Here is a 14,039-nt window from a genome sequence, read left to right on the forward strand (position 1 = left end):
CTCATCGTCATCATCGGTTTCCACAGTATCGGCGGCGCACATATTCCTCGATACTGTATTTTCTGAAATAAGTCATTACACAACGGCATGACTTTCGACCTGCGCCAGTTGCGCGCCTTCACGACGATCGCCGCGAGCGGCAGCCTCGGGCGCGCGGCCGACGCGCTGCACGTCACGCAGCCGGCGTTGAGCCGCATCCTGAAACGGCTCGAGGACCAGATCGGCGCGCCGCTCTTCGAGCGCCATTCGAAGGGCGTGCAACTGACCGCGATCGGCGAGGCGCTGCTGCCGCACGCAGCGCTGCTGCAGCACGAGGCCGAGCATGCGCGCGAGGAAATCGATGCGCTGCGCGGGCTCGCGAAAGGCACGATCAAGGTGGGCGCGGTCGGCAGCATCGCGAGCCTCGTGCTGCCGGTGGCGATCGGGCGCGTGCTCGACCGCTGGCCGAACCTGCGCGTCGTGATCGTCGAAGGCGTGTGGGACCGGCTCGTCGACGCGCTCCTCACGCACGAGATCGACGTCGCGTTGAGCACGCGCGTGCCGGACACCGACGATGTCGTCGCGATCGCCGAGTGCCGGTGGGACGACGTGAGCCATGTCGTCGCCGCGCCCGATCATCCGCTGCGCACCGCCGCGCGCGCGCCGCTCACGCTCGCCGACACGCGCGCCGCGCGGTGGGCGATCCCGCCGCGCGGCACCGCGCCGTTCGAGCAGATGCGCGCGGCGTTCGACGCGCACGGGCTCGCGCCGCCCGACATCGCGGTCGAGACCCGCTCGGTGACGGCGCTCAAGAGCCTCGTCGCGCACGCGGGCTTCCTGAGCTGGATGGCCGAGCCGATGTACCGCGCGGAACGCCGCGCGCGCACGATCGACACGCTCGCCGTCGAAGGCGTGGCCGCCACCCGCACGCTGACCGCGTTCCGCCGCCGCCACGGCATCCTGCCCGGGCCGGCCGCGCGGCTGCTCGAACAGCTCGCGCTGCTGACCCGCGAGCCGTTCTGACGCTCGCCGGCGACGCGTCCCGACACCCCGCGCCCATGCGGCGATTGGCGCGCCGCAGCATCGAAAGCCCGCTCGATCGCCTTGACTTTCGCGCACCCGGATACGATCATTCGCTCACATAAAGAGCAAATGATCTATGGAAAATTCGGCGGGCGCGAGCCGGCCGTCAGGAGACACGGGATGAGCAGCCCATCCACCGCCGCGCCGGCGATCTTGCACATCGGCGTCGGCTCGTTCCATCGCGCGCATCAGGCGTGGTATCTGCATCGCGTCAACGAAGCGTCGCCCGCCGGCGCACGGTGGTCGCTCGTCGTCGGCGACATTCGCGACGACATGCGCGCGACCCGCGACGCGCTCGCCGCGCAGCACGGCGTCTACACGCTCGAAACGGTCACGCCGCAGGGCGAGCGCGCGTACGAGACGATCCGCTCGATCACGCGCGTGCTGCCGTGGTCGATCGATCTGGCGGCGCTGATCGACGCGGGCGCCGATCCGGTGTGCCGGATCGTGTCGTTCACGGTGACGGAAGGCGGCTACTACCTCGACGAGCACGACCGGCTCGACGCGGCGAATCCCGATCTCGCGGCCGATCTGCAAGGCGCGCGGCTCACGATCTACGGCGCGCTCGCGGCGCTCCTCGCCGAGCGCGTCGCGCGCGGCGCGGGCCCGGTCACGCTGCAGAGCTGCGACAACCTGCGCAGCAACGGCGCGCGCTTTCGGGCAGGCATGCGCGAGTTCCTGTCGCGGCGCGGCCTCGTCGAGCTGCTCGCATGGTTCGATGCGAACGTCGCGTGCCCGAGCTCGATGGTCGACCGCATCACGCCGCGCCCGACGCCCGACGTGCGCGAGCGCGTGCGCGCGGCCACGGGCGTCGACGACGCGTGCCCGGTGATGGGCGAGTCGTTCATCCAGTGGGTGATCGAGGATCGCTTCGCGGCCGGCCGCCCCGCGTGGGAGAAGGCGGGCGCGGAGCTCGTCGGCGACGTCCATCCGTACGAGGAAGCGAAGATCCGGGTCCTGAACGCGACGCATAGCTGCATCGCGTGGGCGGGCACGCTCGCGGGCCATTCGTACATCCACGAAGGCACGCACGACGCGGAAATTCGCCGCTTCGCGCACGCTTACGTGACGGACGACGTGATCCCGTGCCTCACGCCGAGCCCGCTCGATCTCGCGCGCTATCGCGACGTCGTGCTCGACCGCTTCGGCAATCCGCATATCCGCGACACGAACCAGCGCGTCGCGGCCGACGGCTTCTCGAAAATCCCCGGCTTCATCGCGCCGACGCTCGCCGAATCGATCGCGCGCGGCGCCGAGCCGGTGTCGACCGCGGTGCTGCCCGCGCTCTTCCTGCGCTTCCTGCAGCGCTGGGCGCAGGGCGCGCTGCCCTACGCGTATCAGGACGGCGTGATGGACGCGGACGTCGCACGCGCGATCGCGCGCGCGGACGACCCCGTCGCCGCGCTCGCCGGGCAGCGCCCGCTCTGGGGGACGCTCGCCGGCGCGCCCGCGCTCGAGCGCGCGCTGCGCGCGGGCGCCGCGCGCGTCGACGCATGGCTCGCCCGCCGCTGAACGGCCGCGCGCGTCACTCGGGTCAAATCGCCATTGGCACGGCGGCGGGCGCGCGGCTAAAGTAGCGGCTTCCCGTCGACGCGTCGTTTTTCGCCCCATGTATCTCGGCATCGATCTCGGCACCTCCGAAGTGAAGGTGCTGCTGCTTTCGCCCGACGGCGGCGTCGTCGGCACGGCGGGCACGCCGTTTACCGTCGAGCGCGCGCATCCGCGCTGGGCCGAGCAGCATCCGGACGACTGGTGGGCGGGCACGCTCGCCGCGCTCGCCGTGTTGCGCGCGCAACATCCGCGGGCGTTCGCCGTGGTGCGGAGCATCGGACTGTCCGGCCAGATGCACGGCGCGGTGCTGCTCGATCGCGACGATCGCGTGCTGCGCCCCGCGATCCTCTGGAACGACATGCGCTGCGCCAACGAATGCGCGGAATTCGAGGCGCGCGCGCCCGGCCTGCACGCGATCGCCGGCAATCTCGCGATGCCGGGCTTCACCGCGCCGAAGCTGCTGTGGGTCGCGCGGCACGAGCCCGACGTGTTCCGCGCGATCGCCTGCGTGCTGATGCCGAAGGATTATCTGCGCCTGAAGCTCACGGGCGCGAAGGTGTCCGATCCGTCCGACGCGGCGGGCACGCTGTGGCTCGACGCCGCGCGGCGCGACTGGTCCGACGCGCTCCTCGCCGCGGGCGGCATGACGCGCGCGCAGATGCCGAGGATCGTCGAAGGCAACGCGCCGTCCGGCACGCTGCGCGCGGACGTCGCGCGCGCGCTCGGGCTCGCCGAAGCGGTCGTCGTCGCGGGCGGCGGCGGCGACAACGCGACGAGCGCGCTCGGCATCGGCGCGACGCAGCCGGGCGACGGCTTCGTGTCGCTCGGCACGTCGGGCGTGCTGAGCGTCGTCGGCGACCGCTTCCGGCCGAACCCCGCGTCGGCCGTCCACGCGTTCTGCCATGCGATTCCCGACCGCTGGCAGCAGATGAGCGTCGTGCTGTCGGCGGCGAGCTGCCTGCGCTGGGTCTGCAAGCTCACGTCGACCGACGAGCCGGCGCTCCTCGCCGAAATCGCCGCGCTCGATCCCGCCGCGTGCGAGAACGCGCCGATCTTCCTGCCCTATCTGTCCGGCGAGCGCACGCCGCACAACGATCCATACGCGCAAGGCGTGTTCTTCGGGATGACGCACGGCACCGATCGCGCGCTCCTCGGCTACGCGGTGCTCGAAGGCGTGACGCTCGCGCTCGCCGACGGCTTCGACGCGCTGATCGCGGGCGGCACGCAGACCGACGCGCTGTCGCTGATCGGCGGCGGCGCGCGAAGCGCGTACTGGGCGCAACTGATCGCCGACGCGCTCGGCGTGCGCACGCGCCGTCACGGCGGCGGCGAAACGGGCGCGGCGCTCGGCGCGGCGCGGCTCGGCTGGCTCGCGGTTGGCGGCGACGCGCACGACGTGCTGGCGAAGCCGCCGCTGCGCGACGAATTCGCGCCGAACGCGGCCCGTCACGCGGCGCTGCGCGCGCGGCTCGACACGTTCCGCGCGCTGTACCGGCACGTGCGGCCGCTCTTCGAGCCGTCGCGCGCGCGGCTCGCGTGAGCGCGGTGCGCTACAGTGCGAGTTTTCCCCGCGCGTGGCGGGCATCGGGCCGGCCTGATGCCCGTCGCGCGCGCCCGACCTGAGATTCCGCCATCGTGTCCAAGTCCTCCGAAAAACTCGATCTCGCGACGCGCGCCGCCTGGCTCTACTACGTCGCGGGCGACACGCAGAACGAAATCGCCGAGAAGCTGCAGGTGTCGCGCCCCGTCGCGCAGCGCCTCGTCGCGTTCGCGGTCGAGAAGAACCTGATTCGCGTGCGCGTCGACCATCGCGTCGCCGATTGCCTCGATCTCGCCGCGCAGCTATCGAAGCGCTACGGCCTCGCGATGTGCGAAGTCGTGCCGATCGACGGCGACGCGCCCGACGCGATCGACCGCAAGCTCGCGGTCGCGGGCGCGCAGGTGATGGAGCGCTATCTGAACGAAGAGAAGCCGATGGTGGTCGCGGTCAGCAGCGGCCGCACGCTGAAGGCCGCCGTCGCGCAGATCGCGCAGCTCGAGCGGCCGCAGCACCGGCTCGTGTCGATGGTGGGCGCGATCGCGCAGGACGGCTCGTCGAACCCATACGACGTCGCGCAGCACATCTCCGAGAAGACGGGCGGCAAGCACTTCCTGCTGCCCGCGCCGCTCTTCGCGGACAGCGAGGCCGAGCGCGCGCAGTGGTGCAATCACCGGCTGTACCGGATCGTCGAGAAGCTGTCGGCGCAGGCCGACGTCGCGTTCGTCGGCGTCGGCAACATCGGCGCGCACTGCCCGCTGTTCGAGGACGGCTTCATCACCGAGGGCGAACTCAACGAGATGGTCGAGCTCGGCGCGGTGGCCGAGATGCTCGGCCTGCCGATCGACGCGCAGGGGCGGCCGATCGTCGCGTCGACGAGCACGCGCGTGACGAGCGTCGCGCTCGACGCGCCGCCGTTGCGCCCCACGATCGGCTTCGCGGGCGGGCCGCGCAAGCGCGCCGCGGTGCTCGCCGCGCTGCGCGGCCGGTGGCTGTCGGGGCTCGTGACCGACGAGACCTGCGCGCGCGCCGCGCTCGCCGAGTAATCGCGCCGGGCGCGTCAACCGATTCAACCGATTCCGCCGGGCCAACCGCGCGCATCGCGCCCGTCACGACGCGCGCGCCGCCGGAAACCCGTGGCGGCGCGCGCGCCACGCGCCGAACCACGCGGGCACGAGAAGCACGACGAGCGCCCACGGCATCACGCCCGCGCCGAACCGCTCGAGCAGCACGCCGCCCGCGACGCCCCCGCCCGCGATCGCGAGATTCCAGACCGTGACGATCATCGATTGCGCGACGTCGGCCGCGTCGCCCGCCGCGTTCGCCGACGCGGTCTGGAAGATCGTCGCCGCGCCGCCGAACGTGAGCCCCCAGGCGGCGACGCTCGCGTAGACGATGACGGGCGACGCGCTCGCCACGCCGAGCAACGTGGACGCGAGCGCGAAGAGCGCGATGCTCGCGAGCGCGAGCCGCCGCAGCCCATTGCCGATCCACGCGCCCGTCAGCCCGATTCCGACGAACGACGCCGCGCCGAACGCGAACAGCGCCGCGTCGATCCGCGCGCCCATTCCCGCGCTCGCGAGAAACGGCGCGATGTACGTGTAGAGGATGTTGTGCGCGAGCACGTAAGCGAACATCACCGTCAGCACGGGCCGCACGCCCGGCACCATCAGCACGCGGCCGATCGGCAGCCGCTCGCCGGACGGCTGCCCCGGCGCATCGGGCAGGCTCGCGCACACCCACCCGATCAGCGCGAGCGTGAGCGCCGTCACGCCGGCGAACGTCGCGCGCCAGCCGAGCGCCGCGCCAAGCGTCGTGCCGAGCGGAATGCCGATCGACATCGCAACCGGCGCGCCGAGCATCGCGATCGCGATCGCGCGGCCACGCAGCCGTTCATCGACCATCCGGCTCGCGTAGCCCGCGAGCAGCGCCCACAGCAGCCCGGCCGCGATGCCCGCGACGAAGCGCGCGGCGAGGACGAGCGCGTAATGCGCCGACGCGGCCGTCGCCGTGTTCGCGACGACGAAGCCCGCGAGCGCGACGAGCAGGAGCGGCCGCCGGCGCATGCCGCGCGTCACCGCGACGAGCGGAATCGCCGCGACGATCGAGCCGATCGCATAGACAGTGACGAGCTGGCCGACGAGCGCCTCGGACACGCGCAGATCGCGGCCCATCAGCGGCAGCAGCCCGGCGGGCAGCGCCTCGGTCACGATCGTGATGAAGCCCGCCGTCGCGAGCGCGAGCAGGCCCGCGAGCGGCAGGCGCGCGGCCGCGCGCGACGGCAGCGCGAAGCCGGCGGATGGCGTCGTGCAGTCGCTCATGCCGCCCGCTCCCGCGCGGCGGACACCGCGCCGTACACCGCGTCGCGCACGTCGGCGACGAAGCGTCCCGACATCCCCTCGTAAGCGGTATTGGTGAGCGCGACGACGCTCAGGCCGGCCGCGCGGTCGACGAACCACGCGTGTCCATACGCGCCGCCCCAGCGCCACGTGCCGACGGATTCGGGCGATCGCGCGGCGGCCGGGTCGCGCAGCACCGAGAATCCGAGCCCGAAGCCGTAGCCGGGCGCCGTCGGCAGATCGGCCGCGCCCGGCTGGATGCGCGCCATCTCGTCGATCCGCGCGGCGGGCAGCCAGCCGTCGCCCTCGGTGCGCAGCGCCTCGATCAGCGCGAGGACATCAGGTGCCGTGCCGGCCATCCCGGCGCCGCCCGATGCGAACGCGTGCGGATCGAGCGCGCGGGCGGGCTCGAAGCGGATGCCGACCGTATCGGGAAATGGCGCCGCGATCTCGAGCGCCGCCATGCGCCGCGGCTCGCCCGACGTGGCGACGCCCGACGTGGCGACATCCGCCTCCGCGACGCCCGCCGCGTCCACATACGCCGCCGCGAGCCGCGCCGCGTCGTGCGCGTAAAAGCGCGTGTCGACCATGCCGAGCGGCGTCGTCACGAGCTCGGCCACCGCGTCTTCGAGCGGCTTGTCGCACACGGCCTCGAGCAGCGCGCCGAGCACGTCGATCGCGAGCGAATACGCCCACGATGTGCCGGGCGCGTACTGCAGCGGCACGCTCGCGATGCGGCGCAGGTTCTCGGCGAGCGAGATGCCCGCGCGATCCATGCCGTCCGACACGCCGGCGCGCGCATACGGGCCGCGCTCGTCGGCTTCGAGAAAGCGGTAGCCGAGGCCTGCCGTGTGCGACAGCAGATGCCGCGCCGTGATGCGCGCCGGGCGGCCGTCCGGCAGCCGCGGCGCGAACTCGGGCAGCCAGCGCGTGATGCTCGCGTCGAGATCGAGCTTGCCCGCCGCGACGGCGCGCATCGCCGCCGCCGACACGATCGGCTTCGACACCGACGCGAACCGGAACAGCGTGTCTTCGCGCATCGGCGCGCCGGCCTCGCGATCGGCCAGCCCCGCCGCGCGCCGATACGCGAGCTCGCCCCGCCGCGCGACGAGCACGACCGCGCCGACGACACGCCGCTCGGCAAGCGCGGCGTCGATGGCCGCGTCGACGCGCTCGCCGAGCGCGGACGACGATGAAAGAGTCATGGCGCTTCCCCGTGAAATGGATGGAGCGCTCATGGTAGGCAGCCGGCGAATGAAGAAAAACTAGGATAGAGTTCCTGACACTGCGGACATTGGCGTCCGTAATCGGGAGCGGCCGGATGGAAAGCCTGAGCGGGTTCGTCGTCTTCGTGCAGGTCGCCGAGACCCGCAGCTTCGTCGCGGCCGCGCGCGCGCTCGGCGTGTCCGCATCGGCCGTCGGCAAGCGGATCGCGCGGCTCGAGGCGCGCCTGAACGTGCGCCTGTTCCATCGCAGCACGCGCAGCATCGCGTTGACCGCGGAGGGCACGCGCTTTCTCGAGCGATGCCGGCGCGTGCTCGCGGAAATCGAGGAGGCGCAGCAGGAGCTGTCGCGCAGCGCGCACGCGCCGAGCGGCCGGCTGCGCGTGAGCCTGCCCGCGCTCAGCTCGCCCGTGCTGCCCGTGCTGGCCGACTTCATGGCGGCGTACCCGGACATCCAGCTCGATCTCGATTTCACCGACCGGCTCGTCGACGTGATCGACGAGGGCTTCGACGCGGTCGTGCGCGGCGGCGAGCCGCACGATTCACGGCTGTCGGCGCGGCGGCTCGGCACGTTCTCGCAGGTCGTCGTCGGCTCGCCCGACTATTTCGCGCGCCACGGCGCGCCGCGCACGCCCGCCGATCTCGCGCGCCACGCGTGCCTGCTCTACCGCTTCCCGACCACCGGCAAGCTCGAGCGCTGGCCGCTGCGGCCCGCGCCGGGCGACGCCGACGTCGAGCTGCCGAAATCGATGATCTGCAACAACGTCGAGACGCGCGTGTGCTTCGCGATTCGCGGCCGCGGGCTCGCGTGCGTGCCGGATTTCGCGGTGCGCGACGAGCTCGCGAGCGGCAGGCTGCGCACGGCGCTCGACGAGTATGTCGAGCGCTCGCAGTCGTTCTATGTGCTGTGGCCGTCGGGGCGGCACGCTTCGCCGAAGCTGCGCGCGTTCGTCGATTTCATCGCCGGACGCATGTTCGCGTAGGCACGCGCGCGGCTTCGCGGCCGCGCCGCGCGGAGCAAGCCGCGCGCGTCGGTCGCATTTCGACATCCGGATGTCCGATTTCGTCGGGCGCGCCGTTTTATGGGCGACGATGCTGGGCGGCACCCGCCTCTTCCGGCGGATCAGCGGGCGGCCGCGCGGTCCGCCCGGCTTCGGCGTGCGAATCCCCCTTCGGAGAACTCGATGAAAACAGGACGTCGACACTTCGTGCGCTCGGTCGCGAGCGCCTCGGCCGCGCTCGCGGCTGCCGCATGGTCCCCGGCGCGCGCCGCATCCGGCGCGCCCGACGCATCCGCCCCGCCCGCGGCCCCGCTGTCGCTCACGCCCGGCCGCTGGTCGCCGAACAACGTCGCGCGGCTGCGCGCGGTGCTCGCCGAGCATGGCGCGTCGAGCCCGCGCTACCGCGCCGAGCGCCGCCCGTACGCAGTGTTCGACTGGGACAACACGAGCATCATGAACGACTGCGAAGAGGCGTTGCTGATGCATCAGATCGACGGGCTGCACTACCGGCTGACGCCCGGGCAGTTCGCCGCGATCCTGCGCCAGGGCGTGCCCGACGGCCCGTTCGACGCGAAGCTCGGCTATACGACCGTCGACGGCAAGCCCGTGCGGATGGAGGACATCGCGGCCGACGTCGACGCCGATTACCGGTGGCTGCACGCGAACTACCGGGGCCTCGCCGGCGACAAGCCGCTCGACGAGATCCGACGCAGCGAGCGGTTCCTGGATTTCCGCGCGAAGCTCTACTTCATGTACGACGCGATCTGCGACACGTACCCGGTCGAGATAGGCTACAAGTGGATCATGTACTGGTATGCGGGAATGACGCGCGACGAGTTGCAGGCGATGGCGTTCGACAGCAACCTCGCGAATCTCGGCGACGCGCTGCGCAAGGTCACCTACGAAAGCTCGCGCGCGCTGCCGGGCAAGGCGGGCGTCATTGCCGCGACGCACTTCCATGGCATCCGCATCCATGAGGAAATCCGCGCGGTAATGGATACGCTGCGCTCGAACGGCATCGACGTGTACATCAGCACCGCGTCGCTCGACGACGTCGTGCGCGTGTTCGCGGGCCATCCGGCGTTCGGCTACGGCGTGCCCGCCGAGAACGTGATCGGCATGCGGCTCGTCATGGCGGACGGCAAATACGTCAACGAATACCTGCCGAACTGGCACTTCAACTACGGGCCGGGCAAGACGGTCGGCATCCGCCGCGAACTGGAGTCGAAGAAGGGCTACGGGCCGCTCTTCGTATTCGGCGACAGCGACGGCGACGCGTGGATGCTGCGCGACTTCGCCGACACCGCGGTCGGCGTGATCGTCAACCGGATGAAGAAAGGCGAGATCGGTCTCGACAGCCGCAAGGCGGCCGAGCAGATCGGCGCGGCGAACGCGCGTCTCGTGCTGCAGGGGCGCGACGAGAACACCGGGCTGATGGTCGCCGACGAGCGCTCGATCAAGTACGGCAAGCGCGAGCCCAAGCTGCTCGCGTGATCGCGACGGCGCGCGGGCCGCGCGATACGTATCGGGCGGCCCGCACGGCCCGCCGCCGCGTCACGCCGCCAACGCGTGCTTCGGCTTGCGCTTGAACGCGCGCCCGTTGGCGTCGAACAGATGGCAGTGCTCGGGCTGCGCGCCGACGCGCAGCCGCTCGCCCGCCCGATGCGTATCGAGCGGCGGAATGCGCGCGATCAGCCCGTCCGGCGCGACGGCCGATTCCGCATACAGATATGCGGCGTCGCCGAGCGATTCGACAGCCATCGTCCGCGCGACGACGCCGTCGCCGCCCGTCGCGCCGACGTGCAGGTGCTCGGGCCGGATGCCGACCGTCACGCGCTCGCCCGCGCGCAGCGTCGGCGCGTCGACCGCGGCGCGCTGCGTCTCGCCCGATTCGAAGCGCACGAGCACGCCGTCGGCCGACGCCGATTCGACGACGCCCGCGAGAAAATTCATCTTCGGCGAGCCGATGAAGCCCGCGACGAACTGGTTCGCGGGTGCGTGATACAGCTCGTTCGGCGCGCCGACCTGCTGCACGCTGCCCGCCGACAGCACGACGATCTTGTCGGCGAGCGTCATCGCCTCCACCTGGTCGTGCGTCACGTAGATCATCGTCGTCCTCAGCTCGTCGTGCAGCCGCGCGAACTCGAGCCGCATCTTCACGCGCAGCGCCGCGTCGAGGTTCGACAGCGGCTCGTCGAACAGGAACACCTTCGGCTTCCTCGTGATCGCGCGGCCGATCGCGACGCGCTGCCGCTGTCCGCCCGACAGTTGCTTCGGCTTCCTGTCGAGCAGGTGATCGATGTGCAGGATCCTCGCCGCCTGCCTGACCGCGTCGTCGATCTCCTGCTTCTTCGCGCCCGCGAGCTTCAGGCCGAACGCCATGTTGTCGTAGAGCGTCATGTGCGGATAGAGCGCATACGACTGGAACACCATCGCGATGCCGCGCTTCGCGCTCGGCACGTCGTTGACCTTCGCGCCGTCGATCAGCAGGTCGCCGTCCGAGATGTCCTCGAGCCCGGCGATCATCCGCATCAGCGTGGATTTGCCACAGCCGCTCGGCCCGACGAACACGACGAACTCGCCGTCGGCGATGTCGAGATTCACGTTGCGCAGCACTTCGTTGTCGTCGTAGCGCTTGCCGATATTGCGCAGGAGCACGCTTGCCATGATTTGTCTCCGTTCAGTTGTGCGGCCGCGCGGCGCATCGGGCGCGCGCGGCGCAATCGTTCAGTGCGGCTCGACCCCACCCGTCTCGACCCACCGCGAGACGAGGCCGGGCAGCTCGCGCATGTCGTCGAACACGCGCTGCGCGCCAATTCCGCGCAGCGCGTCGACCTGCCGCGGCGACGCGTGGCCGCCGCCGACGAAGCCGAGCACCGTCATGCCCGCCGCCGAGGCGGCCGTCACGCCGGTCGCGCTGTCCTCGACGACGAGGCATTGCCGCGGCGCGACGCCGAGCGTTTGCGCGGCGGCCAGATAAACATCGGGCGCGGGCTTCGGGCGCGCGACGCCGTCCGCGCAGAACAGGCGCTCGCCGAAGAAGCGCTTGAGGCCCGTGCGGCACAGCGCGGCGTCGACGTAAGGCCGGCGGCTGTTGCTCGCGCACGCGATCGTCAGATCGATCTGCGCGAGCGCAGCATCGATGCCGTCGACGATCGGCGCCTGAACCGCAGCCGCCTCGACGCTGCGCCGAATCGCTTCGACGTCCGAATCGGCGAGCGCACGGCCTGCGCGCTCGCTCGCGCAGCCGAGCACGCGCTCGGTGCGCAGGCCGAGGAGCGGCATCACGATCGGCCGCGCCGCGACGCCCGGCCAGCGCGCCTCGAGCTCGCGCACGAGCACGTCGGCCGCGATCGTCTCGCTGTCGATCAGCACGCCGTCGCAATCGCAGACGAGCACGCGCGCGTCGTTCGCGTCTGTCGTCATTTGACCGCCCCGAACGTGAGGCCGCGCACGAGCTGCTTCTGCGACAGCCAGCCGACGACGAGGATCGGCGCGACCGCGAGCAGCGACGCCGCCGACAGCTTCGCCCAGAAGAGCCCTTCCGGGCTCGAATACGACGCGATGAACACGGTCAGCGGCGCGGCGTTCGAGCTCGACAGATTGATGCTCCAGAACGCCTCGTTCCACGACAGGATCACGAGCAGCAGCGCGGTCGACGCGAGGCCCGGCAGCGCCATCGGCATCAGCAGATAGACGATCTCCTGCCACGTCGACGCGCCGTCGATGCGCCCCGCCTCGAGGATGTCCTTCGGAATCTCGTTGAAGTACGTGAACGTCATCCACACCGCGATCGGCAGGTTGATCAGCGTGTAGACGATCACGAGCCCCGAGACGGTGTCGAGCAGGCCCGCGTTCTTCCACATCAGATAGATCGGCACGAGCACGCCGACGGACGGCATCATCTTCGTCGACAGCATCCACAGCAGCACTTTCTGCGTGCGCCTGCCCGGGAAGAACGCCATCGCGTACGCGGCGGGCACGGCGAAGAGCAGGCAGATCACGGTCACGCCCGCCGAGATCAGCACCGAGTTCCACGCGAACGCGAAGTAGTTGCTGCGCGCGAACACCTCGCGGAAGCTGTCGAGCGTCGGCACGAAGAAGAGCGCCGACGAATACGCCTGCTGCTCGGTCTTGAACGCGGTGATCGCCATCCAGAAGATCGGGAAGAACAGCGCGAGCGCGACGAGCCACGCGAGCACGCCGGGCAGCGCGCGCCTCACCGCGCCGAGCGCGGCGGGCAGCCCGCCGCCCGCGCCGCGCGGCGCGCCGTGTGAAGTCGATGCGGTCAGATCGCTCATGCTTCGTACTCCCCTTTCAGATTCCGCGCGAGCATTCTCACGAGGAAGAACGACACGACGTTCGCGAGCACGACGGCGAGAATGCCGCCCGCCGACGCGAGCCCGACGTCGAACTGCTGCAGCCCGAACGCGTAGATCAGGTACGACAGGTTCGTCGTCGCGTCGCCCGGGCCGCCGCCCGTGGTCGTATAGATTTCCGCGAAGATCGACAGCAGGAAGATCGTCTCCATCATCACGACGACCGCGATCGCGCGCTTCAGGTGCGGCAGCGTGATGTAGAAGAACATCGCGACGGGGCCCGCCCCGTCGATCCGCGCGGCCTCCTTCTGCTCCTGGTCGAGCGACTGGATCGCGGTGAAGAGAATCAGGAACGCGAACGGCAGCCACTGCCATGCGACGATCATCACGATCGACGTGAGCGGATACTGCGCGAACCAGTCGATCGGCTGCATGCCGAGCGCGCGCATCGCGCGCGCGACGAGCCCGTACACCGGATGCAGGATCATGTTCTTCCAGATGAGCGCCGACACCGTCGGCATCACGAAGAACGGCGCGATCGCGATGAGGCGCGCGACGCCCTGCCCGTAGAACTTGCGGTCGAACAGCACGGCCATCAGCACGCCGCCCGCGACCGTGATCGCGAGCACCGAGCCGATCAGCGCGAGCGTGTGCCAGATCGCGGGCAAAAACGACGGATCGGTCGCGAGGAAGCGGTAGTTGTCGAGGCCCGCGAAACCCTTGACGTCGGGATTCAGCAAGTTGTAGCGCGTGAGCGAGAACCAGATCGTCATCGCAAGCGGAATCGCCATCCACAGGAACAGCACGGCGACGGACGGCGCGGCGAGCCAGCGCGCCGGCTTGCCGCGCGCGCGCTCGTCGGCAACGGGCCCCGCGTCGCCGAGCGACGCCGAGTGAGCGAGAGGAAGACGTAAGTGACGCATGATCGGGACCACCTCTTTCGATGCGCGGGCGCGCACCCCGCTTGCCGCCCGCGCTGCTGCGATGCCGTGCGCGCCGCGCCCGCA

General features: G+C 71.0%; 12 protein-coding genes. 6 read left to right on the forward strand and 6 right to left on the reverse strand.

All coding sequences use genetic code 11. The features are described from left to right. The first annotated feature begins 87 nt into the window (after nt 1-87). The 4 genes from WT16_RS04965 to WT16_RS04980 all read left to right on the forward strand — a co-directional run bounded on the left by WT16_RS04965 (nt 88) and on the right by WT16_RS04980 (nt 5,196). On the forward strand, nt 88-1,002 hold the full coding sequence (locus WT16_RS04965; RefSeq protein WP_063532811.1) for a LysR family transcriptional regulator: 915 nt from the start codon (nt 88-90) through the stop codon (nt 1,000-1,002). Between the two features lie 129 nt (nt 1,003-1,131). Next, a complete protein-coding gene (gene dalD / locus WT16_RS04970; protein WP_063532812.1) occupies nt 1,132-2,574 on the forward strand; it encodes a D-arabinitol 4-dehydrogenase in 1,443 nt (480 codons plus the stop codon). A 97-nt stretch (nt 2,575-2,671) separates the two neighbouring features. Continuing rightward, on the forward strand, nt 2,672-4,153 hold the full coding sequence (xylB, locus tag WT16_RS04975; protein ID WP_063532813.1) for a xylulokinase: 1,482 nt from the start codon (nt 2,672-2,674) through the stop codon (nt 4,151-4,153). A gap of 95 nt (nt 4,154-4,248) precedes the next feature. Continuing rightward, nucleotides 4,249-5,196 (forward strand): sugar-binding transcriptional regulator, encoded by a 948-nt coding sequence (locus WT16_RS04980; RefSeq protein WP_006024745.1) that lies wholly within the window; start codon nt 4,249-4,251, stop codon nt 5,194-5,196. 63 nt (nt 5,197-5,259) lie between these two features. Here WT16_RS04980 and WT16_RS04985 read toward each other — a convergent pair whose 3' ends face one another. Both WT16_RS04985 and WT16_RS04990 read right to left on the reverse strand, forming a co-directional pair. Further along, a complete protein-coding gene (locus WT16_RS04985; protein WP_063532814.1) occupies nt 5,260-6,471 on the reverse strand; it encodes an MFS transporter in 1,212 nt (403 codons plus the stop codon). Then, nucleotides 6,468-7,694, reverse strand: a complete 1,227-nt coding sequence (locus WT16_RS04990) for a serine hydrolase domain-containing protein (protein ID WP_063532815.1) — start codon at nt 7,692-7,694, stop codon at nt 6,468-6,470. The genes WT16_RS04985 and WT16_RS04990 overlap by 4 nt, the downstream gene beginning before the upstream one ends. 116 nt (nt 7,695-7,810) lie before the next feature. Here WT16_RS04990 and WT16_RS04995 point away from each other — a divergent pair, with 116 nt between their 5' ends. After that, on the forward strand, nt 7,811-8,695 hold the full coding sequence (locus WT16_RS04995; protein WP_063532816.1) for a LysR family transcriptional regulator: 885 nt from the start codon (nt 7,811-7,813) through the stop codon (nt 8,693-8,695). A 201-nt stretch (nt 8,696-8,896) separates the two neighbouring features. Further along, a complete protein-coding gene (locus WT16_RS05000; RefSeq protein ID WP_063532817.1) occupies nt 8,897-10,207 on the forward strand; it encodes a haloacid dehalogenase-like hydrolase in 1,311 nt (436 codons plus the stop codon). A 60-nt stretch (nt 10,208-10,267) separates the two neighbouring features. Here the strand turns inward: WT16_RS05000 and ugpC are convergent, their stop codons facing one another. The 4 genes from ugpC to WT16_RS05020 are packed head-to-tail and all read right to left on the reverse strand — an operon-like array spanning nt 10,268 to nt 13,955. Further along, the gene (gene ugpC, locus WT16_RS05005; RefSeq protein WP_063532818.1) at nt 10,268-11,380 is read right to left on the reverse strand and encodes a sn-glycerol-3-phosphate ABC transporter ATP-binding protein UgpC; all 1,113 of its coding nucleotides are present in this window, start codon (nt 11,378-11,380) and stop codon (nt 10,268-10,270) included. Between the two features lie 60 nt (nt 11,381-11,440). Continuing rightward, nucleotides 11,441-12,139 carry an HAD family phosphatase gene (locus WT16_RS05010; RefSeq protein WP_063532819.1) on the reverse strand — a complete coding sequence of 233 codons (699 nt, stop codon included), beginning with the start codon at nt 12,137-12,139 and terminating at the stop codon, nt 11,441-11,443. Further along, nucleotides 12,136-13,014, reverse strand: coding sequence for a carbohydrate ABC transporter permease (locus WT16_RS05015; protein ID WP_006024739.1), 879 nt, complete (start codon nt 13,012-13,014; stop codon nt 12,136-12,138). Before WT16_RS05015 ends, WT16_RS05010 begins: the two co-directional genes overlap by 4 nt. Continuing rightward, complete coding sequence (locus tag WT16_RS05020) at nt 13,011-13,955, reverse strand: sugar ABC transporter permease (protein ID WP_063532820.1); 945 nt, start codon at nt 13,953-13,955, stop codon at nt 13,011-13,013. The genes WT16_RS05015 and WT16_RS05020 overlap by 4 nt, the downstream gene beginning before the upstream one ends. Nucleotides 13,956-14,039 lie beyond the last annotated feature (84 nt).

This window comes from Burkholderia sp. MSMB1589WGS, assembly GCF_001636105.1.
Taxonomy (GTDB): Bacteria; Pseudomonadota; Gammaproteobacteria; order Burkholderiales; family Burkholderiaceae; genus Burkholderia; species Burkholderia humptydooensis.

Bases quoted from the DNA above. Each gene is read 5' to 3' on its own strand.
- WT16_RS04965 (WP_063532811.1), top strand. From the start codon at position 88: ATGACTTTCGACCTGCGCCAGTTGCGCGCCTTCACGACGATCGCCGCG.
- dalD (WP_063532812.1), top strand. From the start codon at position 1,132: ATGATCTATGGAAAATTCGGCGGGCGCGAGCCGGCCGTCAGGAGACAC.
- xylB (WP_063532813.1), top strand. From the start codon at position 2,672: ATGTATCTCGGCATCGATCTCGGCACCTCCGAAGTGAAGGTGCTGCTG.
- WT16_RS04985 (WP_063532814.1), bottom strand. From the start codon at position 6,471: ATGAGCGACTGCACGACGCCATCCGCCGGCTTCGCGCTGCCGTCGCGC.
- WT16_RS04990 (WP_063532815.1), bottom strand. From the start codon at position 7,694: ATGACTCTTTCATCGTCGTCCGCGCTCGGCGAGCGCGTCGACGCGGCC.
- WT16_RS04995 (WP_063532816.1), top strand. From the start codon at position 7,811: ATGGAAAGCCTGAGCGGGTTCGTCGTCTTCGTGCAGGTCGCCGAGACC.
- WT16_RS05000 (WP_063532817.1), top strand. From the start codon at position 8,897: ATGAAAACAGGACGTCGACACTTCGTGCGCTCGGTCGCGAGCGCCTCG.
- ugpC (WP_063532818.1), bottom strand. From the start codon at position 11,380: ATGGCAAGCGTGCTCCTGCGCAATATCGGCAAGCGCTACGACGACAAC.
- WT16_RS05010 (WP_063532819.1), bottom strand. From the start codon at position 12,139: ATGACGACAGACGCGAACGACGCGCGCGTGCTCGTCTGCGATTGCGAC.
- WT16_RS05015 (WP_006024739.1), bottom strand. From the start codon at position 13,014: ATGAGCGATCTGACCGCATCGACTTCACACGGCGCGCCGCGCGGCGCG.
- WT16_RS05020 (WP_063532820.1), bottom strand. From the start codon at position 13,955: ATGCGTCACTTACGTCTTCCTCTCGCTCACTCGGCGTCGCTCGGCGAC.